Genomic DNA, 25,635 nt, shown 5'->3' with positions numbered 1-25,635 from the left:
TACCCCCTGCTTTTTATCTTTTTAGTGTTTAATTAAGCTTCTTTGATAATTGGAAATCCGTGTATAATCATCTTCTAATACTCTGGATAGGTTAATGAAAATCGGCAGCAATTTCCTATATTCCTTGGTCGCTTCTTCTTTTGGTGTATGTTTGTTGGTACTGCCAATCATTTCAGAAACGACTTCAAAGGACTGGATTTGTCCGGTGGCATACAAGCCTAAAATACAAGCTCCTAGACAAGAACTTTCGTAGCTTTCTGGAACGACGACTTCAGATGAGAATATGTCAGACATCATTTGCCGCCAAACATCTGATCTTGCGAAGCCTCCAGTAGCTTGAATTCGGGTCACAGGACCGTCCATACATTCGGTTAATGCTAAAAATACGGTGTACAAATTGTAAATGACTCCTTCTAGGGCTGCGCGAATCATATGTTCTTTCTTATGTGACATCGTTAAACCGAAGAATGAGCCACGTACGTCTGGGTTCCATAATGGCGCACGTTCACCAGCCAGGTATGGATGGAATAACAATCCGTCAGATCCTGGTCTTACACGTTCAGCAATCTTGGTTAGTACATCATATGGATCAATTCCTAGTCTTTTCGCTGTTTCTACTTCTGATGAGGCAAGTTCGTCACGGATCCAGCGAAGGACCATCCCGCCATTGTTCACCGGCCCCCCAATAACCCAGTGCTTTTCTGTTAAGGCATAACAAAATATTCTTCCCTTTTCGTCTGTTTGAGGCTTGTCTATAATGGTTCGAATGGCACCGCTTGTCCCGATTGTGACGGCAACTTCGCCTTTTCGTATCGCATTTACACCTAGATTAGAAAGGACTCCATCGCTAGCTCCAATGACAAACGATGTTTGTGGATCGATCCCCATCTTTTTTGCTAAATCTGAATTACAGTTGGTAAATATCCTGGTTGTTGGCACAAGCTCAGATAATTGAGAAGGGGTTATACCAGCAATTTTTAATGCCTCTTCATCCCAATCTAATTTTTCTAGATTCATCATACCCATGGCAGAAGCTAGGGAATAATCCACTACATATTGATCAAAGAACTTTTTAAAAATATATTCTTTAATTCCGATATACTTTTTAGCCTTGACAGCGGTTTCAGGAAGGTCATTCACAATCCAAGCTATTTTTGTTAAGGGTGACATGGGGTGAATGGGTGTTCCTGTTCGTTTATAGACTTCATGGCCATTCAGCTCATCTTTTATTTTATGTGCCCATGCTTCACTTCGATTATCTGCCCAAGTGATACAAGACGTCAGTGGGCGGTCATTTTCATCCATCGCAATGACACTATGCATGGCACTGCTAAATGAAACAAACGATAGCTTTTTTTGTGAGTGATGTTTCATGATATTCGAAGTGGCTTGCAGGACAGCCTGAAAAATCTCTTCTGGGTTTTGTTCAGCTGTCGCTATATCTGGTGTATAAAGCGGGTATCCAATATTCTCTTGTTGGATGACTTCGCCTTTTTCGCTAAATAGAACGGCTTTCGTACTTGTGGTTCCGATATCTATACCTAACATATAGTTAGTCATTTTGTTGCACTACTCCTTTAGATAGCATTTGTTGTGACATCCATAGGTCTTCTACTTTACCTTGAACATCATCAAAGTTTTCATGTAAAGACTTGATCATAAGGTCTCTATCTTTTACTTTGATTGCTTCAATATAAAGTTCGTGATTGTTTATAATCCTTGTAAAATCTTCATACTTTTCAGTGAAACGCATACGCATCGACAAAAGAATGAGACTTTCCATAACAGGCTTTAAATTATTCCAGATCATCAGAATATGTGAATGATTGACTGCACGAATAATCGTTTCATGGAACAAGACATCTTGATATGAAAACTCATCAGCATCATTATATTTGACGGCAACTTTCATCATTTCGAGTATTTTACTAAGTTCCTTCGCCAAATCATTAGTGTCCATCTTTACAAGACGTTCAAATACGAAGGATTCTATGAGCAGACGGACATCATAAATTTCTTCTATTTCTTTTTCTGATAAACCAATAACAACGGCTCCCATTCTTTCTAATCGAATGATATTTTCGGATGCCAGTATTTTTAATGCTTCACGAATGGGTGAGCGACTTACAGTGAAATCAGCAGCTAGTTTATTTTCAGACAATATGGTACCGCTTTCAATCCCGCCAGAAATAATGCGCATTCTAAGCTCGGATGTTACGCGATCACCAGCAGAGGCTTTTAAAAGCCATTTGGAGGGATATAGGAATTCTGATTCGACCATCATTTCACCTTCTCAATTAATCAAGTATACTTGTATACAGGTATTATAATCTGAAATTTTAAATTTGCAAGCGTATACATTAAATTTGTTTTGTAACGCCACTATACATAAAATGAAAATTGTATATTAAGACATAGATCCTGTTCGGATTTTTTGTTCAAATGCACAATCAATTTCGTCTGTTCTTCAATATTTTTAACGTGCGGCAATCGATATAATGAAAGCGTAATCAAAAATTGCCCGGGGGGTTAGACAGATGGAAGGATTGACGATCAGTTGGATAGGAGCTCTGGCAGGGCTGGCTATTGCAATTATTCTGATATTAAGAAAGCTGAATCCGGTTTACGCTTTATTTTTGGGAGCTATTGTAGGCGCTTTATTGGGCGGAGCCAACTTGGAACAGACGATCAGCGTGTTAATAAGCGGTACGCAAAGTGTGATGGGGACGGTCATTCGTGTGCTTGCCGCAGGTGTATTGGCAGGCGTAATGATGGAATCTGGGGCGGCGGAGACGATTGCGCAGGCTATTGTAAAGAAGTTCGGCGGCAGTAAAGCGATACTCGCACTAGCCTTGGCGACGATGATTATTACGGCGGTAGGTGTATTTATTCCCGTTGCCGTGCTGATTGTGGCACCTATTGCATTGTCGGTCGGTAACAAAATGGGGATTTCCAAGCTGGCGCTCCTGTTGGCTTTGTCTGGAGGCGGAAAAGCGGGGAACATCATCTCTCCCAATCCTAATACGATTGCAGCGGCGCGCGGATTTAATCTGGATTTAAGCCACGTGATGTTGGCGGGTGTGGTTCCTGCGATATGCGGTTTAATCATGACTGTTTTGGTGGCATCTATGTTGAAGACCAAAGGTGTTAAGGTGTCCGACCAGGATATCATGGACAGTGATGTCGATACATCGAAATACCCGGCGTTGGGACGGGCGATTGTAGCCCCGCTGGTAGCTGTTATTTTGCTGATGATTAACCCGATTGGTTCCATCTCTGGTATTGAAGCACTTTCGAATTTCAAGGTGGATGCGATGTACATTTTGCCGATCGCTGGGATTGTGGGTATGCTGGCCATGGGACAAGGGCGCAATATCCTGAAGTATTCGGCCTCCGGTTTGAATAAAATGACGGCGACCGTGCTGATTTTGATCGGTGCAGGCGGGATTGCGGGTCTGATCTCTGCCTCCAACTTGTCTGCTCAGGTGGTTGGTCTGATTGAAGCTTCGGGAGTTTCCGGTACATTTTTGGCACCGCTTGCAGGTATTCTGATGGCAGCTGCTACGGCGTCCACCTCGACGGGCGTTATTTTGGCGACAGGCTCGTTTGGGGAAGCCATTCTGAACATGGGAACGGCCCCACTCGCTGCAGCTGTGATGGTGCATACAGGAGCTACAGTCATTGATTCCTTGCCGCAGGGCAACTATTTTCACGTCACGGCAGACAGCATGAAAATGAGCATTAAACAACGGATGGGATTGATTCCTTACGAAGCTATTGTGGGTGGAACGATGGCAATTGTAGCGACAATTATGTATGGATTTTTCCTTTAATATTCACGATGGGGTGAGAAGATGAGAGAGAAAACATTTGTGCTGGCACCAGATTCTTTTAAAGAAAGCATGACGGCTAAAGAAGTGTGTATCGCGATGGAGAAAGGACTGCGCAAGGTCTATCCGGCGGCGAATTATGTCCACGTACCGATGGCGGACGGCGGTGAAGGAACGGTGCAGTCACTGGTGGATGCGACAGGCGGGCAGATTCGTTATATCGAGGTGACAGGACCGCTTGGTGAACCTGTAACTGCTGCATACGGCTTGCTGGGAGACGGCACCACAGCGGCAATCGAGATGGCATCTGCCAGCGGAATCCATCTGGTTAACAAGGATAACAAAAACCCGTTAAAGACAACAACCTACGGCACAGGGGAGTTAATCCGTGAATGTCTGAACCAGGGAATTCGAAAAATTATCATCGGCATTGGTGGAAGCGCAACGAATGATGGCGGTACAGGAATGGCGGAAGCGCTGGGCGCCAGATTTCTAGATGCAACAGGCAATACTCTTCCGCGCGGCGGCGGTAGTCTGGGCGAGCTGGCCAGTGTTGATATTTCATCACTGGATGACCGCTTGCAGCAGATACAACTGATTGTAGCCTGTGATGTGACAAATCCGCTGTGCGGAGAGCATGGGGCATCTCAAGTATTCGGGCCACAAAAAGGGGCAACCCCGGAGATGGTGCAGCAATTGGATGCCAATCTTGCCCATTACGCCGATGTGGTGAAGCAGCAGCTGGGCAAGGATGTGCGCGATTTCCCAGGCGCAGGCGCAGCAGGTGGATTGGGTGCGGGCTTATTAATTTTCACTCAGGCGACGCTGCAAAAAGGCATTGAAATTGTGATTGAATACACCGGTTTAAAACAAAAGCTCGCCACTGCCGATATCGTTTTGACGGGGGAAGGCGGTATTGATTTTCAGACCAAATTCGGTAAAACTCCTTATGGAGTAGCTCAGGCGGCAAAACAGTCTGGTAAAAAGGTCATTGCGGTCGCAGGTTATATCGGGGAAGGGATCGACACGTTGTACAAGGAAGGGATAGATGCGGTGTTTGGCATCGTGCCGGGAGCCTCGGAGCTCGGTAAGCTGCTGGCCGAAGGGCCGCAAAACGTAGAGCGTACGTGCGAGAATATCGCAAGAGTACTTCAGTTCAGCGAGAAATGAACAGATGGAGAAGTGGGTTATAAACATAAAACGGCATCATACAAATACGATATAATACGAGCGCTCGCCTGTAATCCCGAACTTAGCCAAAGCCGGATTGACTGAGAAATTGGGGAGTGACGGCGAGCGGAAATATGATATTACTGGCGCATGGTCTGGCGTGAAACAGAGTTCATTGATACAGTGCCAATAAGCCATGCGTAAGCTCAAAAAGCTGAAGGAGGTTCCGGGGATCTTTACCGGTTAAGGTATGGATACGCTTCAGGCGGTATTGCAGCGTATTTCGGTGAATATTTAATTCATCTGCGGTAAAGGAGACACTGCCGTTATGGTTAATAAAGCTTCGCAGCGTATCCAGCAAATCTACAGTATCTTCCAGCTTGCTAACCAGATAGATCGTGTTCGTCAGGTTCGTTTGACTCAATTTGACCAGAAACTCGACTTCCGCAAAAGAAATTTTTTGCACAGGCGGGCGCAAAGCCAGTAAAACATTCATAGCCGACTTGGCCTGCATATAAACATCCGCAATGTTGTGCTCTTGTCTGCTGACCGTAATCAGCACATCGGGATGGCTGCGTACAAGTGGCTCTAGCAGTTTGTCTGTCGGCTCCTGATTTTGTATCAGGATGAGATAGCAGTCTTCCTCCATACGAAAGGACGGATGCTGCATGAATATATTGGACAACTCGGCTAAATGAGCTGGATCAGCAGGCAGATACTTTACATATACAGCCGAAGTTTTTAGAAGCAAATCAATGTGATATTGAGCTGCTTCTTTTTTTATTTTTTGCGTGTAAGCTCCCTGATGATTTAACAACATTTCCAGCACAGATTTTTTGCGGTTGGCTTCGTGGGCCAGATGCTCCAATGAGATCCGCTGTTCAATCAGGAGAGACACCGTAGTTTTAACAATATTGCAGAAAGGACGCACTTCATCAGGATTGCCTGAAATACCAATGACGCCAACTAACTCATGATGAATGACAATCGGTTCATTGGTTCCCTTTTTCTCATAGTGGCCGTCCTGCCACACTTCAACCATTTTCCCAGTTTTGAGCGCCTGAACAGCTCCTTGGTGAATGGTTCCGATTCGTTCACTCTCGCCGCTGCCAATGATGATGCCTCGTTCATTCATAATATTGATATTGTATGGAATATCCTTCATCATTTTGTCTACGATGTCTTGGGCTTGTTTTTCGGAGAGCTGAAACAAAATCCGGATTCCTCCTTTATCTATAGTGATAATAGCGTATTTTAATGTACCACCTTAATGAAAGGGTTTTCAATTCATTGTGCATCTGAACAATATGATAAGGCGGATTACCGAACATGTCAGTCAATTTTATCATAGATGTGAAATTGCAGCGTATTATGATAATCCATTAGACGATGTTATATATTTTTGTATTGAGTGTAATCTAAGGAAGAGTATAGTTGTACGCAAAAAAACAGGGCTCATAGGAGCACCTGCTTTTTGTGTCTATCCTTTTTATTGCCAGCCACGCTGTCTAATGACGAACCTCGCGGAAGCTATAGGTAATGTCGTGTAGTTCTTTCTTTAAACGGGCATCTTTAGACGCTGGTGTATATCCAAGCACCTGGTAGTAATTCCTTTCGGTCTCAATAATCGCTACATGGGTAACATATTTGTCCACATTTTTCTTGCCTTTAATCACGAACTCAAGGGCAGGATATCCATAAATGGTTGTGTTAGAGACAGGTCCTACACTGGACAGGTTCCACTCTTTGGTTAAGTTATTTTCAGCTTTCTTACCATACTGTTGGAGAGTTATATTGCCCAATTGCTTTTTTGAGTGGGATAGTACCACAACGGATTTTTGGATGTACGGATTGAATATTGCAATCTCTGCCTTTCCTTCACGGTCCGGGTCTGTTGACCAGTCCAGCGGGGCCGTGATTTGAAACCGTCCATCTTTACTTACATAGCTTTGCTCTTTCTTGCTCACCGGAACTTCAGGAGGTACGTAACTGTCTGAAAGTATAAAAATAGCATTTACAAACGAGGCTCCCAAGATCACCATTGCGGTAAAAAATATAAAGAGCGAACGTTTCATTGTCTTTTTGCTAATCGGCTCTAAATCCCGTACCTTTACAACATATGTACCTGCAGCTAAATCACCAATTCGTTGTCTTGATGCAGTTACTAACACACTGATACCAGCAGGTATCCCACCCATTAGCAATGGATTGGTGTCGATTAGCCTGAGCAGCGTACGAATGAGTGATTTAAGAAAACCAGGAGGCTTTCCTTCCCCGTTAACCACCTGAATACGAAAAACGAACTTACCCAGCGTATAGCCTGTGTAACCTTCCAAAAGCAAATAATAGCTGAAGAAAGCAATAAGCAGAATACAACGGGATGCAATCGCTAAAGGTAAAAACCATCTGTCCGTTATTTGAATGACAGAAATAAAAAAACAAATATATCCGATTACAAAAAATATGCAATCAAAAACCGTTGCTCCCCACCGTCTAAACAGAGTAGAATTTCCGTATGTTTTTGATAACGCCGCCATCCTGTTTGGATCTACCCCATAGTTTTGACCATGCCGAATGTACATCTGTCTTGAAGTTTCCTGCGGATTGTGTGATATGTGCTGTTCGTCCAAAAAATACACCTCTTCTTAATAATTAAAAACACACTCCTTATATTAACGGTCATTTTATAATCCATGTTTAGGAAAACATTCTATAAACAAAGAAATTATTATAAATATCCCTTTCTCTCGTTGAACCGTATTCAGGCGCTAGTAGAGCCAGAGAATGCCCAATCCTTGCGGTTGCTTGAAAAAGCAGGCTTTCGGCAAGAAGGGCTCCTCTCTCAATATGAATTTACGTTAGGGAAATATGATGATCTTTACATGTGCGCATTGGTCAAATCAGAGTATATCAATCGTTCTCAGAAATGATAGATGTAGGTGAATCAAGCAGGGGAGCATGGATAGGAAGAAGGTTGATCATTGTACAACATGATCGACCTTCAGCGGCATACCCATTTCATATTGCTCAATGGGGTCTTTCGAGAGACCTATTTTTTGGGTAAAGCCTTCAAGAGACTCATTGTCAGACAGACAAATGTACACCTTTTCAATCTTTTGGATCTCTGCTGCTCTATGAAGGAGCGTGCATCCTAATCCTTGGTTGCGATGCTTAGGATCGACCCAAAGAAAGTTGATTTTGCCCTTAGCACTCATGCTTACCATGCCGAGGCACGTTTGATTCACTTCGTAGATGCCGAGAAAGGCTTCCTGTGTACTGGTGGCGTAATAAGGTGTGTCGCTTTGCCAATGGATGTGGCAGTCGGTGAGGGTCTTACGAAAAGCTGCGATGTCATCAAATGTAACTTCCTTAAGAATATACGAAGATGAGAGGGCAGCGGGTGGGGCGGAGGGCAGAGTGCCGTTGTAGTATTTCAGCGTATAGCGTGGCTGATAGCCTTGCTTTTCGTATAATTTGACGGCCCGATGATTATCCTTGATGACTTCGAGCCATAGCTGCTGGCAACCCGCGGAGATGGCTGTTTGTTTATGTAATTCCAGCAACTTGTTGCTAATCCCCTGACCGCGGTAAGCCGGAGCGATGCATAGCGTGCCGCAACGCATGGTCTTGTACCCGTCGAACTGCCGGACACCGCCGAGAATTAAGCCGATCGGTTGATCCTCATCCATGGCAAGGAAAGAGTGATTTCGTGTATTACCCTCTGGACCAAAAAAACGTGCTGCGAAATCGTCCTGATCCATGGTCAGGCGAATGGAATAATCCGAGAACCCAAGCGAAAACGCTTGAAAAATGTGTTCCATACTGACGTCATTGCATCTCACATAGGTGATCACCGTTATTCCCCCTAGAAATTCATACTATATTTGGATTATAGGGAATTAAGGGAGCTCCATCAATCTCCCGCTGAAAATAAAAAAACCCCTTAAAAAAGGGGATTGGTGCTGTGTGTTGTAGGGTTGCAATTCGTGTCGCTAAGATCAGGATTGGTAGAGAGGTCACGATAATGGTTGAGCTTATATTCAATAATTTTTTGGGTTTCCATCAGTCTGGAAATTTCTTGTTGAATCTTCTGATTATGTTTTTCAAGTAAGGAGTGTCTGATCGGAATGGTGCTGTTGCCTTGCATCGAAAGTTCTCGATAATGCTTCATTTCCTCTATAGTCATTCCAGTGGCTTTTAATCGGGTCAAAAAGATAATCCCCAGAATCTGATCTCTACTGTAGAACCTGTGTCCGTTAGCCTTTCGTTCTGCATAAGGCAGCAAGCCAATTCGCTCATAATAGCGTATGGTATCCTCTGTTAAACCTGTTAGTTCTGCAGCTTGACTAATAGAGGTTATGGTCTCCGGAATTTCCTGCAAAGTATCCCACTCCTTAATTGTAACGATTACCAAGGCACTTCTCCATTCGAGTCGAAAAACCCTCCTGACGGCCCGTCATTATTTAAAGTGGCTAAACGAACAACGACAGCAGCAGCTTGCTGTACCGAGCCCGGTCCTGTAAAGCCATTTAAGTCAGTGGCGGTAAAGCCAGGGTCAGCCGAATTAATTTTGAGAGGTGAGTCTTTGAATTCTTTGGCAAGGGTGACGGTGAACATATTAACCGCTGCTTTGCTGCTATTGTAGGCAAGCAAATTAAATTGGGCATGCTCATGCTCAGGATCGCTATTATAGGTTAACGAACCAAGGCCACTCGACAAGTTAACGATTCTACCGCATGGAGATTCTTGCAATAAAGGCAGCATGGCTTGCGTCACCGAGACCAAACCGAAAAAGTTCGTTTCATACGTTCCTCTTAAATCGTCCAAAGAGAACTGACTTGGAGGAGTGGCTCCTCCTAAAGATATGCCGGCATTGTTGATGAGTACATCAAGGGAACCGAATTCTTGTTTGATCTGTTGGACTGCGGAATCAATCGTACTTTGATTCGTCACGTCTAACAAAATCAATCGGGCTTCTACTCCCTCATTAGCCAACTTAGCCACCGCTTCCCGGCCGCTCTGCTCATTCCGTGAGCCAATCAGGATTGTAAGACCCATCCCCCCCAATTGTCTGGCTGTTTCATACCCGATGCCTTTGTTGGCCCCAGTAATAAGAGCTGTTTTCCCAATAGTCATGAGCGATTCCTCTTTTCATTATTCTTGAATTTGGCGGCCACCATGCTTTAAATGTACTACTTGGAGTATACTTAAAGTCAACACAAAACCAGAAAAAATATAGCTCGAAATGCCCTGGACATTCTTTATTTTGGAAGATGGGAGAATGGAATGAATAAAAGGCAAATGGAAATTTTACGCATGTTGTTAACTGAACCGGACCGGTTGTGGTTAGCGCAGGATCTGGCGGATCTGACCGACTGCTCTGAAAAGACGATCCGCAACGATCTGAAAGTAATTGAAGATTATATCGTCAAGCATTCTGATGCCAATCTGGTGAGAAGGCCGGGACGCGGCATTTATCTGGAGATGGGTGAAGCGGATCAGAATGAATTGTTCCATCGACTGTATGCGGACGAGAGTACAGCCCAACATGAGTCGGATGAGGAAAGGGTGCTGCATGTCGCCTATCGGCTCTTGATGAATGCCAAGCCTGTGACTATCCAGGATCTAGCTTCACAGTATTATGTGAACAAGACGGTGATTCGTAGAGATATAGAGAAGATCGATGGCTGGCTGCACAGCTTTGATCTGGCCTTGATTACCAAGCAGCGCGTTGGATTGACCATTCAAGGCTCTGAGAAAAATAAGCGCATCGCTTTGGCGCGGATGAACCAGCTGATTGACAGTCCTGAGTTAACAGGACAGATGATGCGCAAACAGTTTGAATCGCACGAGATTACAACCATAAATCATGAATTAAAAGCATTTCAAAAACGCCATGAGCTCAGCTTTACTGACGAAGCTTTCGAAGCTCTAATGCTGCATATCCTCTTAATGGTCAAACGAACCAAGATGGGACAACCCATTTCGCTCTCCAAGCAGGACATTGCCTTTTTGCAGGAGAGACGCGAATTTACATGGGCTACGTTTTTTTTGCAGCAGTTGCAAAAGTTGTTTGCTGTGCCTTTTTCCAAGGAAGAGACGGCGTATTTAACTCTGCACCTGCTTAGCGGGAAGTTCCGTTACCAGCAGGAGGGGAGAACAGGAAAACAAGGTGAGCTGGCAGATAGCCACCCGCTTTTGCCTGAGTTGATTGAGCAGTTAGTTCGGCGGATGTCCGAGCTGAATATGATTGCCTTTTCCAAGGACAAGATGTTACTGAAAGGGTTGAATGTCCATTTATATACGACCCTGAACCGTCTTCAATATGGGTTGACTGTGTCCAATCCTATGCTGGCCGAGATCAAGAAGATGTACCCCTACATGTTCGACCGAGTTATTATTACACTGGAAGAGGTGGGGAAATGGACCCGGCTATCCTTCCCCGAGGAGGAAGCGGCGTATTTAACGCTGCATTTTCAGGCTTCTGTGGAGCGATTGCACCAGAAAGAGAGTCATCCCCAGAGAGCCATCATCGTGTGTCACATGGGCATCGGTATGTCCCAACTGCTACGCACCAAGGTGGAACGTAAATTTCCGGCTGTACATGTGGAGACAACCCTTTCCAAAGCAGAAGTCCAGGACTATCTGGCAGCCCAGGAGGTGGATCTCGTCATTACCACTGTAGATCTCCCAGAGATGAACATTCCGCACATTCTCGTCTCTCCTTTGCTGGATGCCAAGGACGAACGTCGACTGGAGCAAGTGATCCGACGACTGGATGAGCCGGAACATAGGGCAGCAGAAGAATCGGTATTTTTTAAATATACAACACCTTTTTTGGTCTTTCCCCAGCAGGAAGTGCAGCATCCGGAACAATTGATCTCCAAGCTGGCGCAAATACTGGAGGACAAAGGATATGTGGAGCCTGGTTATGTGGACAGCGTACTGGCGCGAGAAAAAATGTCCGCCACGACGATTGGGGGAGGCATAGCCATCCCGCATGGCGGTTCTGAGTGGATAAGGCAGTCCTCCATTGTAATCGCTACCTTGAAGCAGCCGCTTACCTGGGGAACCGAGAAAGTAGAGCTTGTGTTCTTGCTTGCGGTCAAACAGGATGGGCGGGAAGAAATGCGCCAGTTATTTAAGGAATTGTCCCTGATCAGTGAGCAGCCTGCTTTGGTTCATGCCTTATCTAAGGAGACCGATGCGATGAGATTATTAGGGAGAATGAAGGGATAAACTAAAAAGCTGTGCTCTGGAACAGGACTTATAGATAAGTCCTGTTTTTTGCCGGTATAATTCCTTTTTTCCGAAAGTTCCGGTAAAAAGTTCGTCCGATAACAGCAAGATAGGCGTTTATACTATCAATGTAAGCGGAAACAACAGAGAGAAGGGGAATGACTATGAAGATATTGGCGATTACCTCATGTCCTAACGGAATTGCACATACGTATATGGCAGCTGAGAATCTGCAAAAGGCAGCAGCAAAGCTGGGCGTCGAGATGAAGGTCGAGACACAAGGCTCCATTGGAGTCGAAAATCGACTGACTGAGCAGGAGATCCGTGAGGCAGATGGCATTATTATTGCAGCGGATAAAACGGTGGTTAAAGACCGCTTCGTCGGTAAGAGACTGCTGGTCGTTGGCGTACAGGATGGCATTCGCCGTCCAGAGGAATTGATCCAGCGGGTGATGAAGGGTAATGTACCTGTGTACCAAGCAGAGTTACGTTCTGCCGAAGGTAGCTCACAGGAGAACAAACCGAAACAAAATCCCATCTACCGCCACTTGATGAACGGTGTATCCTATATGGTACCCTTCATCGTCATTGGGGGATTGCTCATTGCCATTGCGTTGACGATTGGCGGTGAGAAGACACCAGGCGGTCTGGTTATACCGGACGGTTCATTCTGGAAGACGGTTCAGGATATCGGTTCGGCTTCGTTTACCTTTATGATACCGATCCTCGCCGGATTTATCGCGATGAGTATCGCAGATAGACCGGGGCTTGCACCGGGTATGATTGGCGGATTCATTGCTGCGAACGGCAGCTTTTATGGAAGTGAGGCGGGGGCTGGATTTATCGGCGGCATTATCGCCGGTTTCCTGGCGGGTTATGTTGCACTTGGGATTCGAAAAATCAAGGTTGGCCGAGCATTACAGCCGATCATGCCTATAATTATTATCCCTGTATTGGCATCTTTAATTGTTGGATTAATCTTTGTCTTTGTGATTGGTGCTCCAGTCGCACAATTGTTTGAAGCTTTGACAGGTTGGCTTGCAGGTATGCAAGGTACAAGTTCAATTCTATTGGCATTGATTCTAGGTGCGATGATCTCCTTTGATATGGGCGGCCCTGTGAACAAAGTTGCTTTCTTATTCGGTTCGGCCATGATCGGCGAAGGGAATTATGAAATTATGGGGCCAATCGCCGTTGCGATTTGTATTCCGCCGATTGGGATGGGACTTGCAGCGATGATCAACAAACGTAAATTTGCACCTGCGGAACGCGAGGCTGGGAAGGCAACATTCACAATGGGGTTGTTCGGTATTACCGAAGGTGCAATTCCATTCGCGGCGCAAGATCCACTACGTGTTATTCCTAGTATCATGGTAGGATCCATGGTCGGTTCAGTCATTGCGATGTTGGGGAATGTAGGTGATAAGGTAGCTCACGGTGGACCGATTGTAGCTGTACTTGGTGCAGTGGACCATGTGCTTATGTTCTTCATCGCCGTTATTGTCGGCGCAGCCGTATCGGTTGTCCTAGTGAGCTTGCTGAAAAAAGATATTGCAGCAACTGTAACTCCAGATGTTGCTGGGGAAGCTGGACAATCTGCGATTACTACAACGGCCGCTACGGAGTCATCTGCTTCAACAACTGTTACAAATAATGGGCCAGCCGTTTCTCCACAAGCCATTCACATTGAGAAACTGACGGATATTGTAACGATGGATCTGATTAATTTGGATCTGGAAGGAACGACACGAGATGCTGTGGTTGATGAAATGATCGGAGTACTTGAGAGAACTGGAGCCATAAGCTCTGCCAGTGATTTCAAACAGGCGATATTAGCCAGAGAGGAAGAAGGCTCCACAGGCATTGGAATGAATATTGCCATTCCTCATGGCAAATCGGAAGCTGTCCTGAAGCCAAGCGTGGTCTTCGGCATCAAGCAGGGTGGTGTTGACTGGAATAGTGCAGACGGAAGTGAAGCAAAACTGATCTTCATGATTGCCGTACCGCGCAACAGCAAGGAAAATGCGCATCTGAAAGTATTGCAAATGTTATCGCGTAAGCTGATGGACGATCATTTCAGAGAAGCGCTCCTGGCGGTTAAAACGAAGGAAGAAGCATATCAATTGCTGGATCAGGTGCATTAATTCAATGCGATAAGAACTTGAATTAAAGAAGAGAGGCTCCCGAGGTTTCAGCCGGGAGCCTCTTTTTTCTAAAGCATGTATTCTTACGAGGATTGTGCCATGCGTACTAGCATATGGGCAAGCGCATGCTGCTGCTCTTTGTCCCCCGCTTTCCACAGCTCCTGAAGGAGCTTCTCCTCGCTGTTTCGAGGTTCTTCTTTGGCTGCCAGATATCCAGCTATCTTCTCAGCTGCTTTTGCGATCAATTCTTCATTCAGACCAATATTTTGAGCCATTTCAATCTTGTCGCTCAAATAACTTTTGAATGAGTCAAAGTTGTTCAGAATGTCATCCTTTTTGCTGTCGTCTATCCGATTTAATGCGTTATCTACTTTGTTCAATGCCAATTCGCCTTCCTTATTTACAACATGATTGTGCTCTGCCATTTCTAATGCCTCCTCAAGATTGTTTTTAAGGGATAAGGACTTTTCCGATATAGTGTACTTACCCCGACTAACTAAAGTGAAAACGTGAGAAGCAAGCAGAGTATCGTAGAGTGATGAAGAAAAACAGAGTAGAGAGATTCCAAGAAAAATACAGTTGATCCTACATAAAGTCAAAAAAATAACGAATTACGTGGAAAAAGACGGGCGAGGTGTAGGTCAAGCTATCCACCCGGCTTAAATAGCTTTTTTTCAAAGCATCGAACTTATCATCATCGCCGATTAATAAATCCCGCTTCAGCACGGAAACCGTTAAGCTGCCGAAGAAACCGCTCAAGCTGATCAGCATGCCGAAAATAATTCCAAATTTCAGGTCAAACGGCGTCAGGTAGGGATAGATGAGATAGGAGGCCGCTATAGTTACGGGAAAAGCGAATGCAAAGCCTTCCCAAGTTATATTGGGATTGGATGTCGGGACGATTTTCCGCTTTCCGAAATAGAGTGATGCTAGATAGTGTACGACATCATTGAGCTGCGTCAGTACCACTAGAAAAAGTACAAGTTTCGCTCCGTATTGCGGCGTAGCAAACTGAAAATAGGCCAGATGACTCAACCCGAAAACCATCAGCATGAGTCCCCATTGGGTCGAGCTGACACTGCGCAAAAAACCAACCGTTCCTTTGTTGATCAATCGCGGAAGCGGTAGCAGCAAGAATACATAGATAGGAATAAAGACAATAAACATTCCGTACCACCCGATATAAATCCAATAAAATTGTACGGGAATCGCCAAGTACGCCCATAGAAACAATCTGCGATCAGCTTTTCTGGATCTAATCATGGAAAAGTATTCTTTTAGCGCAAAAAAGGTGAGTGCCATCAAGGAAAGCAGTGACACGATCGGATTGAAAAGAGTTGCCAAGCAAAAGATAAAGAACATACCCCACCATGTCTTGATGCGAAGCCCAATGGCTGCATAGTCTTTGTCTGGCTGTGTTTTGACTACTACTATGTAAATCAGATGGATGACCAATAAGGCTGTAAAAATAAGGATTAACGTTAATAGCGAACTATCCATTACCACTCACCAACTTATCGCGAAATAGGGTTCCATTAGGGTTCCTATGTTATTATGAAGGAATAATTCAAACTTGATAAGGGGAAATTTCGTAAATGGTAGCAGATCAATCCGTCTTTATCTTGCTTACGAATACGGGAACGTTTCTTACGAGAGTCATTAAAAGCTATACGAGAGCGCCATACAATCACGCCTCCATTTCCTTCAACCGGGAACTTTCGGAGTTATACAGCTTCGGAAGAAAGACCCCGAATAACCCTCTGGATGGTGGTTTCGTGAAAGAGGATATTAAGACAGGTACATACAGCAGATTTCCGAATACAACATGCGTTATCTACGAGCTTCAAGTAACCGACCGTGAAGTTGAAAAAATGAAGCGAGTTTTACATGTATTTATCCGAAGTCGTCAAAAATATATGTATAACTTACTGGGTTTGATCGGTATTGCACTCAAAGAACCAGTCGAGTTCAGCAATTCCTATTTTTGTTCCCAATTCGTCGCGGAAATTTTACAGCGATCCGGCATAAAAATATGGAACAAACTGCCCGCTCTTGTTACGCCAGATGATTTTCGTCAAAGTGATCGATTCCATTTGATCTACGAGGGGAAATTGAGCGAGTATGATCCTCAAGTTTGAGGACCAGCACCGCATTACTTAAACCTCTTCCGGCACAATTACCTCGATGCGACGAGGTAAAATACCAAGCTCGATAGGCAAAGACGGCCCTTCCTCACCATCTACATTCGTACTGACCGGTTCTGCGGAGCTGACACTTACATGCTTTGCGGTAAAGTAAACGATATCACTATGATCCTTCAGGTTGCCTAAAAATAAGGATATGCTGGCCGTCACGGTGTTCAATATATTGAGGTTTTTGAAAATAAAGCAGTGAAGTAGACCATCGTCAACAGCTGCATCGGGAGCCAGTTTCTCGAATCCGCCAACTGAATTGGTTAAAGTGGCCAAAAAGAGTGGAGATTTCCCTTCCCAGGTCTTGTCATCATAGCGGACGATAAGTGAGTGGGCAGGATGGCTGATAAGCTCTTTCATGCCTTCTTTGAAGTAGGCAAACGTGCCAAACATGGATTTATCGTCTGATGATACAGCTGATAGCGATTCAGCAAGCGAACCTGTGGCAACCACATTGGCAAACATTCGGCCGTTTAAGAGGCCCATATCTACGTTTTTCACGCGGGTAGAAGTCAGTGTACGGATCGCCAGCTCAGGACTTAGCGGAATGTGTAAGGCACGGGCAAAATCATTGACTGTCCCAAGGGGGATGACACCCAGTCTTGGACGGTGGTCTTGATCAATGAAGCCGTTGATGGTTTCGTGAAGTGTGCCATCCCCACCGATGGAAACGACTAGGTCACAAGCTTCCTCACACGCATTAACGCAAAAACGGGTGGCGTCCAGTTCCTTTGCCGTCTCTTTAACCGTAACAACGTATCCTTGATCACGTAGAATTTCTTCTACGCTTCTGACATGTTGGAGGGATTCCTCTTTGCCAGAAGAGGGATTTACAATGATCATAGCTTTCTTCATATACAGGTTCCTTTCTCTGGGGAAAGTTTGGGTTACCCACTCTTACCCGAAAAGCAGACCTTTAGACTCTAGATTAGACATGTGTTATATTTTTAGTTACTATATAAAAGTAAATAAAATCTGAATGGAGGATTTCACATGAAAATCGCATTAACAGGAGCAACGGGGCAACTGGGTTCCATCGTGGTAGATACGTTGCTTACATTTGTCTCCGCAAACGATCTTATTGTTAGCGTAAGAAATCCAGAAAAAGCAGAGAACTTAAGGTCTCGTGGCGTCGACGTTCGTCATGGCGACTTTGATAAACCGGAGACGCTGGATCAGGCGTTTGCTGGAGTAGACCGATTGCTGATTATATCCGCAGACGGTGATAATGATACTAGAATCCGTCAGCATAAAGCGGCTGTTGATGCTGCTGTACGTGCTGGAGTAGGCTTCATCGCCTATACTAGCGCTGCCAATGCCGCTGACAGCACTCTATTCCTTGCACCCGTACATCGTATCACGGAAGAGTTCATTCGCGAGTCAGGTATTCCTTACTCCTTCTTGCGTAATAATTGGTATCTGGAAAATGAGGCAGGCACGATCCAATCCGTACTCGCGGGGGCTCCTTGGCTAACCTCGGCAGGGTCCGGTAAAGTAGGTTGGGCTACCCGCGCAGATTATGCGCAAGCAGCTGCAACTGTTTTGTCTGGCGAAGGGCATGAGAATACAATATACGAGCTCTCCGGTAAGCCGATTACCCAAGAAGAGTTTGCAGCAGTACTTGCTGAGGTTCTGGGCAAAGACGTTCCTGTACAGCAGGTGGATGATGCTACGTATGCCGAGGTTATGCTCGGTGCGGGAGTCCCGGAAGGTGCAATCCCTATTGTGGTCGGTATTCAACAAGCGATTCGTGAAGGAGCCCTGGATGTCGTAAGCAACGATTTCGAGAAGCTGTTGAAACGCCCCCTTACGCCGCTTAGCCAAGGAATGAGTGAACTGATCAAGCAAACCCAAGCATAATAAACGTGCCGTAGAGTACAATTTCAACATATGATACTGCTTATGTCTAAAACGGATGCTGCCTAGAGAGGTCAGCATCCGTTTTAGTTACATGTTCACCCTCTGGGCATTTTCAGAGGCAAGGCGCTTACGTTTCGGTACAATACTCAGATTAATTTTATTCATGAGTGGAATCGTGACTGTTTATCCAATATACTTGTAGGGAACTCCAAGGGAGACTTGGAGCAGGCTTGGTCTATCAAGGAAGCTTAGCATAGCAGTAGAATTTGAAAATGAATGGAGTACATAATACCATGTCTAATTTACCAAATTGTCCTGAATGTAATTCAGAGTACACTTATGAGGATCGCAGTCTATTCATTTGCCCGGAATGCGCTCATGAGTGGTCTACCGAGTCAGAAGCAAGCAGTGAAGACGTAAAGGTCGTCAAAGATGCGAATGGTAACATCCTGCAGGATGGTGACTCTGTAACGGTCATTAAAGACCTTAAAGTGAAGGGAAGCTCATCCGTCTTGAAAATCGGGACCAAAGTAAAAAACATCCGTCTGGTGGATGGCGATCACGATATTGACTGCAAAATTGATGGTTTTGGAGCAATGAAGCTAAAATCGGAGTTTGTAAAAAAGAATTAAAATGCAAGAAAGGAGAAGTCTAGGGCTTCTCCTTTTTTATGTTTATAATGGTGCTAACCATACGGTTCCTGTTCCTCTGTACACATTTACCAGCCCTTCGCCGGAAGCAGCCGAGCCCATTTTGGTTTTCCCGGATTTTTCGACGGTGAACTGTAAGGTATTAGACCACATGAGGGCAAAGTTACCATCCACCTTCAGCACATCATTTTGCAATTCTATAACGACCGCCTCTTCGGAAGGGATCGGCGCTTGAAGTGCCAGCACTCCTTTTCCGCGGGCGCTTAAATTAAATAACCCTTCTCCGCCCAGTGCAGCAGAGGAAAGATTACTACGTGCAACGACGGATATGTCTAGCGTCGTGTCACAAGCCAAAAACAAGCCGTCTTCGATGGCAATATCATCATTGTCCACATCAATAAGCCAAATATATTGGTAGGTAGGTTCCAGCATGATGGTACCCGTGCCTTTATAGTGTGGTTTAATGGCACCTGTCCCGGTTACAGCACCGGACACCAAGTTTCGCATTAAGCCTCCAACGCCTTTTACACCGGTAGTCATTTCCATGCTACCTACAGTATACTGCATGGCTCCCGCCTTCATCATAATCTCGCTATTGTTGATTTCGATCATGAGTTGTTTGCGGCGCATATTACTTTTGCTCATATAGTAATTGTTTTTCGCAGCCTCCACCGAGGTGGAACTCAAATCTGTTATGTATTCCAGTACCGTAAATCCGCCTAATTGGTCAGTGATGGCAACATTGCTGTTATCCTTTAAATTGTTAATGACAAAAGCCATAAATGTATGTGCCTCCTTGTTGTATTCATGTTGTGGGATGGGAATCTTCTTTATTCCATACAATATTCGACAAAGAGACTTCTTTTCCTGCGGCGAATCTAGACACTTCCCTTGGCTGGTTTTCAGACTCAGAAAAAGAGAGCTTGAAAAAGATGCAAAAAAGGTTCAATATAAAGATATCGGTTTTTAAAATGATTGGCTTCGAAAGCAGCCGTATGAGAATAGGGCATGAAAATAGGGGGTAGAACAAGTGGAGATAGGGATAAGCACGTTTGTAGAAACAACACCGGATCCCCAAACGGGTGAGGTCATCAGTCATGCACAACGAATACGTGAAGTTGTCGAGGAGATTGTGCTTGCAGATCAGGTAGGGCTGGATGTGTACGGCGTGGGGGAGCATCATCGTAAAGATTATGCAGCATCTGCTCCGGCTGTTATCCTCGCTGCTGCTGCTGCGCAGACCCAACGAATTCGGTTAACCAGTGCAGTTACGGTGCTTTCATCGGATGATCCCGTGCGTGTGTTTCAGGATTTTGCTACACTGGACGGCATTTCGAATGGACGAGCTGAGATTATGGCAGGCCGGGGTTCTTTTATCGAATCGTTCCCGTTATTTGGGTATGATTTGGATAACTACGATGAGTTATTCGATGAAAAGCTGGAGCTGTTATTGAAAATCCGAGAATCCGAGAAAGTTACCTGGAAAGGTGGACATCGGCCGGCAATCAACAATTTGGGTGTGTATCCGCGTCCAGTTCAAAATCCGTTGCCCGTATGGATTGGGAGTGGGGGCAATCAGGAATCTGTGGTTCGTGCAGGCTTGCTCGGATTGCCGCTGGTTCTGGCGATTATTGGGGGTAGTCCTGTACAGTTTGCCCCGTTGGTGGAACTGTACAAAAAAGCCGCTAGGCATGCCGGTCATGATGACTCGCTGCTTCCAGTTGCATCACACTCACATGGTTTTATCGCAGAGACGACTGAGCTGGCAGCGGATAAGTTCTTCCCTTCTACTCAGCAGAGCATGAATGTGCTTGGGCGTGAACGGGGTTGGGGTCCTTACACTCGCTCTAGCTTCGATGCCGCACGCAGCTTTGAAGGAGCGTTGTATGTAGGAGATTCCGACACGGTTGCCAAGAAAATCATCCATCTGCGTAAACAGGTAGGCATTACACGTTTTCTGCTCCACGTACCCGTCGGGACGATGCCGCATGATGATGTCATGAGAGCTATTGAGCTATTGGGAACAGAGGTAGCACCACGGGTGCGTGAAGAGATATCCAAGTGGGAATCCGAGAGTAAATAAGTGGGTTACCTCATAGATAAAAGAGAAAGGAGCAGGCCATGGGGGTGAGGTCGCTCCTTTTTTGGGTTCTAAAAAACTATATGTGAGCTGATAGATCGTTTTTTATTTTGTCCGTTTTTTATGCGTGATGCGTTTCTGTAATTGAGGCTTCCCTTGTTTTAGTCTCTTAGGTGTTGCAGGAACTCTGCGCAAAATAGGTTTCTCTTGGGTTGCTTTGGAAGGCAATGTCATGCGGAGTGTGGAAGATGCAGGTTTTCTTTGACTGCTGCTCGTTACAAAGTTGATAGTATAGTCGAAGACGAACGGGCTAACTGCGATTCTCCGCAGTCCCACGCTTCTACAAGTGGTACAGCCTGTATCCCAGCACCAATTGAAGGCATTCTCAGGAACTTGAGTGAAATATGAACCCCGCCATTCGCGTCCAAAATCATCTTCAGCGTAATAAAAGAACGTATTACCTCCTGCGAAGCCGCTCCACAACTGAACAGTCTGTCCGGGGTTAACGCGGTACCAGCCTGTTTTAGAGTAGTTAACAGGAGTACAGCTGAAGTCCGGGTAGGCGAAGACCACAAAGATAGCCGCACTAGTACTGTTGCGAAAATTGAGACCCATTGTCGTCACTTCTTTCCTCATATAGTAATTTACAGTGTATCCTATGAGAGTTTTGAAAGAAGGGAATGGACAGGAGTCTCTTAATCACTAAAATTAAACCATTTGCTGATGTCTATTTTGTGATGTTCATTCATAGATCGCCATTCATTCGTATCTGGTTGATAGATATAATCTTTTTGCCAGGTCGTGATGTTTTCCACGATTGCTCGTATGGAAGAGGCGATATAGGAGACTTCCTGATTCGTCATCATGGGATGGAGCGACAGACGCACCCAGCCGGGTTTTCGAGATAAGTCTCCCGCATGGATCAGGTCTGTCATTTGTTTAGATGTTTGTGGGTCGATGCCCAGCAAATAATGTCCGTAGGGGCCTGCACAAGAGCAACCGCCCCGGACCTGAATGCCAAACCGATCATTCAATAGTTTTACAATCAGGTTATAGTGAATATGGCCGACAACGAAAGAAACGATTCCCATTCGTTCTTGGCTGCTTCCTCCTAAAATGTGTAGCCCTGGTATGGTACTCAAGCTCTTTAGTAATAATGATGTCAGTTCCTTTTTGCGCTCCAACAAGCGCTTCTGTCCCATTTGTTCCTTCAGCCGAATGCAGAGCGCGGTTCGAACGGCCTGTAGAAAGGCAGGCGTCCCTCCATCCTCACGGGCTTCAGCATTATCTTTATACTCGTATCCACCCCAAGGATTGGTCCAGCTAACTGTGCCCCCTCCAGGCTGATCTGGAGCACAATGGAGGCACAGCCTCGAATCCATAATTAAAACGCCGCTTGTACCGGGACCCCCAAGAAATTTGTGGGGTGAAAATACAATCCCGTCCAGTTTCTCAAGCGGATCTGTGGGGTGCATGTTGATCTCGGCGTAAGGTGCGCTTGCCGAAAAATCAATGAAACAAACGCCACCATGTTCGTGCATTTTGCGGGCTAGCTGGTAAATCGGCACTTCGAACCCTGTAACATTGGAGCAAGCGGTAAAGGCGCCGATTTTGATAGGGCGATGCTGGAATTGAAGCAGCAGTCGTTCGAGATGAGTTGGATCGACCATTCCGCCGGGACCCGGAGGAAGACACACAACGTCTCCAATGGTTTCTGCCCAGGAAATATGATTGGAATGATGCTCCATGTGGGTAACGAAAATAACGGGACGTTCTTTTTCGGCGATGGGGTAGAGAGGCTTTAAATTTTCATGTATTTTCAATCCTAACAGTCGCTGAAGCTTATTCACTGCACCTGTCATACCGGACCCGGCGAACAGGATGATATCATGTTCATTGGCATGAACGTGGTTTTTAATGATTTGTTTCGCTTCTTCATAGGCTTGGGTCATCAGAGTTCCTGTCAAATTAGACTCCGTATGCGTGTTCGCCACGAAAGGGCCTAATTCATTAGCTATTTTCGACTCGATGGGTCCATACAGACGGCCGCTGGCTGCCCAATCCGCATAAATCAGCTTTTTTTGCCCGTATGGAGATTCAAAGGTCTGGTGATATCCGATTGTACTTTCACGATACCTTTGGAAATAAGCCTCGTTAGAAGGCTGATACCTACAATTACTGCTTCCAATTCGAGCCATGAGCATACGGCGCCTCCCAAGTCGTTCTGTCTTCTTAGGGTACGTAGGTAGGCCCGAATGGGTTAAAAAAAATAGGCGAGTGTCATCATTTAGTCACAATAAAAGCCTCATCCAAAAGCGGGATAAGGCAGTAGGTCTATCTTATATAAACAACTGCATATCGGATTCGAGCGCATCTTTTAGATACGTTTTGGCCTCGATAATTTCCAGTTCAGGTATAAATTCTTCCGGTTTAAAACCCATAATATCGACCGATAGCTTACAGGCATAAAATTTTACATTTTTCTTTCGCGCTCCTTTCAAGAAATGAATGAGCTTCGGGGCTTCGTTATCTTCGATCATTTCCGTCAGCATCAGCTTGCCAAGGCCACTAAAATTCATTTTGGACAATGGCAGCTCCTCGGGTCCTTTTGGAGTCATCCAGCCCATGATTTTTTCATAAATCGTCTTGTCCTCAAACGTCATCTTGTCAGGGTCACGAACCAGAAATAGTCCCCAGAACGCAAAAAACATGGTCACGTCCACGTCCAATTCCCGTGCCGTATTTGCCAGAATCAGTCCAGCCATTGCCTTATCATAATCGCCGCTGAACATAAGCAGATTCATCCTTTTATCCATAATTCCCGCCTCCATTACCAACAGATATATTCAGTATGGATTGGGGAATGAGAAGTATGCCCAGTTCACATATTGATCACAATTTATGGAGTGGGTGTTGCCAAGAAATTTTTATCGTTGCTTTTCATATGGAGATAAAGGGCCGGATGCTTTCTTTCAATGAAGTGAGCGGACCACCGATCAACTGTTCCAAATCATCCGACGTGGAGCGCGTATCTATTTTGCTCAAGAACCCAAATATCCAATTTTTGATTTGGGGGTCATGACGGAGGGAGACGGATCTGCCTGTGAGCTCGGTCAAAGCTGCTGTCAAATCTGAAAAGGTCCAGGGACTGGAGGAGACAAATTCATATTTCTTGTTCATATGGCGGTCTGGACCGGATAGCACTGCTGCGATCCCTCTGGCAAGATCCCAACGCGTCACGGTGTTAAATTTCCACTCCCCAGGGTAAATATCGATTGCGCCCTTCGCTATGGCGGCGTTCAGGTCGAGAGTTTTGACAAAATCGGTATACAATGCATTCCGTAGAAAAGTGTAAGGAATTCCAGTGGTACAAATGGCGTGTTCTGTTGCCAAATGCAGATTGGAGAGGGGGATAGAGCTGGCTTCAGAAAAGGCAAAGCTGGTGTATAAAATGTGTTCTACTTCACATTTTTTAGCTGCTTCTATGATATGGGTATGTTGACGAATACGAATCGTATCGTCGGGATGTGAACTGGAAATCAACAACAGTTGGGAAGCACCCGCGAATGCTTGCTCAAGTGAATCGGGTTGATCGTAGTCACCCAATCGTACTGTAATTCCCTGTGCCTCATAGTGTTTTCCGGTTTCAAGGTGGCGAACACAAGCGGTAATTTCATGAGGTGAGACTTTTTGAAGGAGCTGTTGTATGATTAGGCTCCCCAATTGACCATTGGCTCCAGTAATAACAATCGACATGGGATATCATTCCTTTTTATACAAATGGGATTTTAGTTAAGGACTTAACCAATTGAGTAAAAAGCTGTATTACGTCCTCTTTAATTTGTTGAGCAGGGAAATGAGCTGCTTCAATTCCTGATCATTCAACACCTGCATTTTTTCCTCAATCCTCTGCCGGTTTTCGGGTAAATTACGCAACAGGAGGCTTTGCCCTTCGCTTGTGATAGAAATTACCGATTTTCTGCCGTCCATGGGATGGCCTTCCCGGCGAATGAACCCTTCGTTTTCGAGCGGGGTGAGCAGCAGGCTAATATTTGATTTGGTGACACCGATCCTTTGGGCGAGCACAGATGGAAGAATTGTGCCTCCTTCCTTCATGATTTCAACCAGAATTCGAATTCTGGCTCCATTGGTTCCCTTCGAATGCCAGTATTTCTCTGAGACATCGACTAATCCGGCTGTCGTTTCTACCAGTGAAAAGAAAACCAGAGAATGCAGCGGCAAATCAAGTACGTAATCCTGTAGGTCTTTCAAACGATCACCACCATAAATGTAGTTAAGGACTTAACTAATATGAATTTACTAAGTTCAGCAGTACTTGTCAAATTAATTTTTTTAGCTCTGATAGGCGGATTCCAAGGTCGCTACCGCTATTGTATCTGTTTGGACCCACCGTTACCAATGTCATATCTACAAACCGCTCCCATCTGTATAATCTCAAGGGAATTCAAG

General features: G+C 45.2%; 24 protein-coding genes. 8 read left to right on the top strand and 16 right to left on the bottom strand.

Annotated features, from left to right (window positions below; all coding sequences use genetic code 11):
* Positions 1 to 21: 21 nt before the first annotated feature.
* Both gntK and NLX73_RS12630 read right to left on the bottom strand, forming a co-directional pair.
* Positions 22 to 1,560: a gluconokinase gene (gene gntK / locus NLX73_RS12635; RefSeq protein WP_061829763.1), complete on the bottom strand. Its 1,539-nt coding sequence runs from the start codon at positions 1,558 to 1,560 to the stop codon at positions 22 to 24.
* A complete protein-coding gene (locus NLX73_RS12630; protein WP_254326328.1) occupies positions 1,553 to 2,284 on the bottom strand; it encodes a GntR family transcriptional regulator in 732 nt (243 codons plus the stop codon). Before NLX73_RS12630 ends, gntK begins: the two co-directional genes overlap by 8 nt.
* Before the next feature lie 253 nt (positions 2,285 to 2,537).
* Between NLX73_RS12630 and NLX73_RS12625 the strand changes: the two genes are divergently transcribed.
* Both NLX73_RS12625 and NLX73_RS12620 read left to right on the top strand, forming a co-directional pair.
* Entirely contained in the window at positions 2,538 to 3,833 is a 1,296-nt protein-coding gene (locus NLX73_RS12625) for a GntP family permease (protein ID WP_254326327.1), read from the top strand.
* A gap of 21 nt (positions 3,834 to 3,854) precedes the next feature.
* Positions 3,855 to 5,000, top strand: coding sequence for a glycerate kinase family protein (locus NLX73_RS12620; protein WP_254326326.1), 1,146 nt, complete (start codon positions 3,855 to 3,857; stop codon positions 4,998 to 5,000).
* Between the two features lie 172 nt (positions 5,001 to 5,172).
* On the opposite strand, the gene NLX73_RS12615 is transcribed toward NLX73_RS12620, so the two are convergent.
* The 5 genes from NLX73_RS12615 to NLX73_RS12595 all read right to left on the bottom strand — a co-directional run bounded on the left by NLX73_RS12615 (position 5,173) and on the right by NLX73_RS12595 (position 10,136).
* The gene (locus NLX73_RS12615; RefSeq protein ID WP_254326325.1) at positions 5,173 to 6,213 is read right to left on the bottom strand and encodes a CdaR family transcriptional regulator; all 1,041 of its coding nucleotides are present in this window, start codon (positions 6,211 to 6,213) and stop codon (positions 5,173 to 5,175) included.
* A gap of 295 nt (positions 6,214 to 6,508) precedes the next feature.
* Positions 6,509 to 7,630, bottom strand: a complete 1,122-nt coding sequence (locus tag NLX73_RS12610; protein ID WP_302055379.1) for an RDD family protein — start codon at positions 7,628 to 7,630, stop codon at positions 6,509 to 6,511.
* Positions 7,631 to 7,978: 348 nt separating this feature from the next.
* Positions 7,979 to 8,854 carry a GNAT family N-acetyltransferase gene (locus NLX73_RS12605; RefSeq protein WP_254326323.1) on the bottom strand — a complete coding sequence of 292 codons (876 nt, stop codon included), beginning with the start codon at positions 8,852 to 8,854 and terminating at the stop codon, positions 7,979 to 7,981.
* A gap of 89 nt (positions 8,855 to 8,943) precedes the next feature.
* On the bottom strand, positions 8,944 to 9,414 hold the full coding sequence (locus NLX73_RS12600; RefSeq protein WP_254326322.1) for a MerR family transcriptional regulator: 471 nt from the start codon (positions 9,412 to 9,414) through the stop codon (positions 8,944 to 8,946).
* Positions 9,408 to 10,136, bottom strand: coding sequence for an SDR family oxidoreductase (locus NLX73_RS12595; protein ID WP_254326321.1), 729 nt, complete (start codon positions 10,134 to 10,136; stop codon positions 9,408 to 9,410). Before NLX73_RS12595 ends, NLX73_RS12600 begins: the two co-directional genes overlap by 7 nt.
* Positions 10,137 to 10,286: 150 nt before the next feature.
* Between NLX73_RS12595 and NLX73_RS12590 the strand changes: the two genes are divergently transcribed.
* Complete coding sequence (locus NLX73_RS12590) at positions 10,287 to 12,239, top strand: BglG family transcription antiterminator (RefSeq protein ID WP_254326320.1); 1,953 nt, start codon at positions 10,287 to 10,289, stop codon at positions 12,237 to 12,239.
* Positions 12,240 to 12,403: 164 nt separating this feature from the next.
* Positions 12,404 to 14,383 carry a PTS fructose transporter subunit IIABC gene (locus NLX73_RS12585; protein WP_254326319.1) on the top strand — a complete coding sequence of 660 codons (1,980 nt, stop codon included), beginning with the start codon at positions 12,404 to 12,406 and terminating at the stop codon, positions 14,381 to 14,383.
* 83 nt (positions 14,384 to 14,466) lie between these two features.
* Here NLX73_RS12585 and NLX73_RS12580 read toward each other — a convergent pair whose 3' ends face one another.
* Both NLX73_RS12580 and NLX73_RS12575 read right to left on the bottom strand, forming a co-directional pair.
* Positions 14,467 to 14,808 carry a DUF3243 domain-containing protein gene (locus NLX73_RS12580; RefSeq protein WP_254326318.1) on the bottom strand — a complete coding sequence of 114 codons (342 nt, stop codon included), beginning with the start codon at positions 14,806 to 14,808 and terminating at the stop codon, positions 14,467 to 14,469.
* A gap of 160 nt (positions 14,809 to 14,968) precedes the next feature.
* Positions 14,969 to 15,883: a phosphatidate cytidylyltransferase gene (locus tag NLX73_RS12575; RefSeq protein ID WP_023991047.1), complete on the bottom strand. Its 915-nt coding sequence runs from the start codon at positions 15,881 to 15,883 to the stop codon at positions 14,969 to 14,971.
* A gap of 95 nt (positions 15,884 to 15,978) precedes the next feature.
* Between NLX73_RS12575 and NLX73_RS12570 the strand changes: the two genes are divergently transcribed.
* On the top strand, positions 15,979 to 16,521 hold the full coding sequence (locus tag NLX73_RS12570) for a hypothetical protein (protein ID WP_254326317.1): 543 nt from the start codon (positions 15,979 to 15,981) through the stop codon (positions 16,519 to 16,521).
* Between the two features lie 18 nt (positions 16,522 to 16,539).
* On the opposite strand, the gene NLX73_RS12565 is transcribed toward NLX73_RS12570, so the two are convergent.
* Entirely contained in the window at positions 16,540 to 17,430 is an 891-nt protein-coding gene (locus tag NLX73_RS12565) for a diacylglycerol/lipid kinase family protein (RefSeq protein WP_254326316.1), read from the bottom strand.
* A gap of 138 nt (positions 17,431 to 17,568) precedes the next feature.
* Here NLX73_RS12565 and NLX73_RS12560 point away from each other — a divergent pair, with 138 nt between their 5' ends.
* Together NLX73_RS12560 and NLX73_RS12555 are read left to right on the top strand one after the other, a co-directional pair.
* Positions 17,569 to 18,435, top strand: a complete 867-nt coding sequence (locus NLX73_RS12560) for an SDR family oxidoreductase (protein ID WP_254326315.1) — start codon at positions 17,569 to 17,571, stop codon at positions 18,433 to 18,435.
* Positions 18,436 to 18,728: 293 nt separating this feature from the next.
* Positions 18,729 to 19,067 carry a zinc ribbon domain-containing protein YjdM gene (locus tag NLX73_RS12555; RefSeq protein WP_013312677.1) on the top strand — a complete coding sequence of 113 codons (339 nt, stop codon included), beginning with the start codon at positions 18,729 to 18,731 and terminating at the stop codon, positions 19,065 to 19,067.
* Positions 19,068 to 19,109: 42 nt separating this feature from the next.
* Here the strand turns inward: NLX73_RS12555 and NLX73_RS12550 are convergent, their stop codons facing one another.
* On the bottom strand, positions 19,110 to 19,865 hold the full coding sequence (locus NLX73_RS12550; RefSeq protein ID WP_068939217.1) for an AIM24 family protein: 756 nt from the start codon (positions 19,863 to 19,865) through the stop codon (positions 19,110 to 19,112).
* A 250-nt stretch (positions 19,866 to 20,115) separates the two neighbouring features.
* Between NLX73_RS12550 and NLX73_RS12545 the strand changes: the two genes are divergently transcribed.
* Positions 20,116 to 21,168 (top strand): LLM class flavin-dependent oxidoreductase, encoded by a 1,053-nt coding sequence (locus NLX73_RS12545; protein WP_235306759.1) that lies wholly within the window; start codon positions 20,116 to 20,118, stop codon positions 21,166 to 21,168.
* Between the two features lie 102 nt (positions 21,169 to 21,270).
* Here the strand turns inward: NLX73_RS12545 and NLX73_RS12540 are convergent, their stop codons facing one another.
* From NLX73_RS12540 to NLX73_RS12520, 5 genes are all read right to left on the bottom strand, one after another.
* Entirely contained in the window at positions 21,271 to 21,780 is a 510-nt protein-coding gene (locus NLX73_RS12540) for a DUF1036 domain-containing protein (RefSeq protein ID WP_254326390.1), read from the bottom strand.
* Positions 21,781 to 21,860: 80 nt separating this feature from the next.
* Entirely contained in the window at positions 21,861 to 23,369 is a 1,509-nt protein-coding gene (locus NLX73_RS12535; RefSeq protein ID WP_254326314.1) for an aminotransferase class V-fold PLP-dependent enzyme, read from the bottom strand.
* A 135-nt stretch (positions 23,370 to 23,504) separates the two neighbouring features.
* Positions 23,505 to 23,981: a DsrE/DsrF/DrsH-like family protein gene (locus NLX73_RS12530; protein ID WP_023991039.1), complete on the bottom strand. Its 477-nt coding sequence runs from the start codon at positions 23,979 to 23,981 to the stop codon at positions 23,505 to 23,507.
* Positions 23,982 to 24,105: 124 nt separating this feature from the next.
* Positions 24,106 to 24,921, bottom strand: a complete 816-nt coding sequence (locus NLX73_RS12525) for an NAD(P)H-binding protein (RefSeq protein WP_254326313.1) — start codon at positions 24,919 to 24,921, stop codon at positions 24,106 to 24,108.
* Positions 24,922 to 24,990: 69 nt separating this feature from the next.
* Complete coding sequence (locus tag NLX73_RS12520; RefSeq protein ID WP_254326312.1) at positions 24,991 to 25,437, bottom strand: MarR family winged helix-turn-helix transcriptional regulator; 447 nt, start codon at positions 25,435 to 25,437, stop codon at positions 24,991 to 24,993.
* Between the last annotated feature and the right edge of the window lie 198 nt (positions 25,438 to 25,635).

It is taken from the genome of Paenibacillus sp. CH40 (genome assembly GCF_024213605.1).
GTDB classification, from domain to species: domain Bacteria; phylum Bacillota; class Bacilli; order Paenibacillales; family Paenibacillaceae; genus Paenibacillus; species Paenibacillus polymyxa_B.
This window is presented reverse-complemented; position numbering and strand designations above follow the sequence as displayed.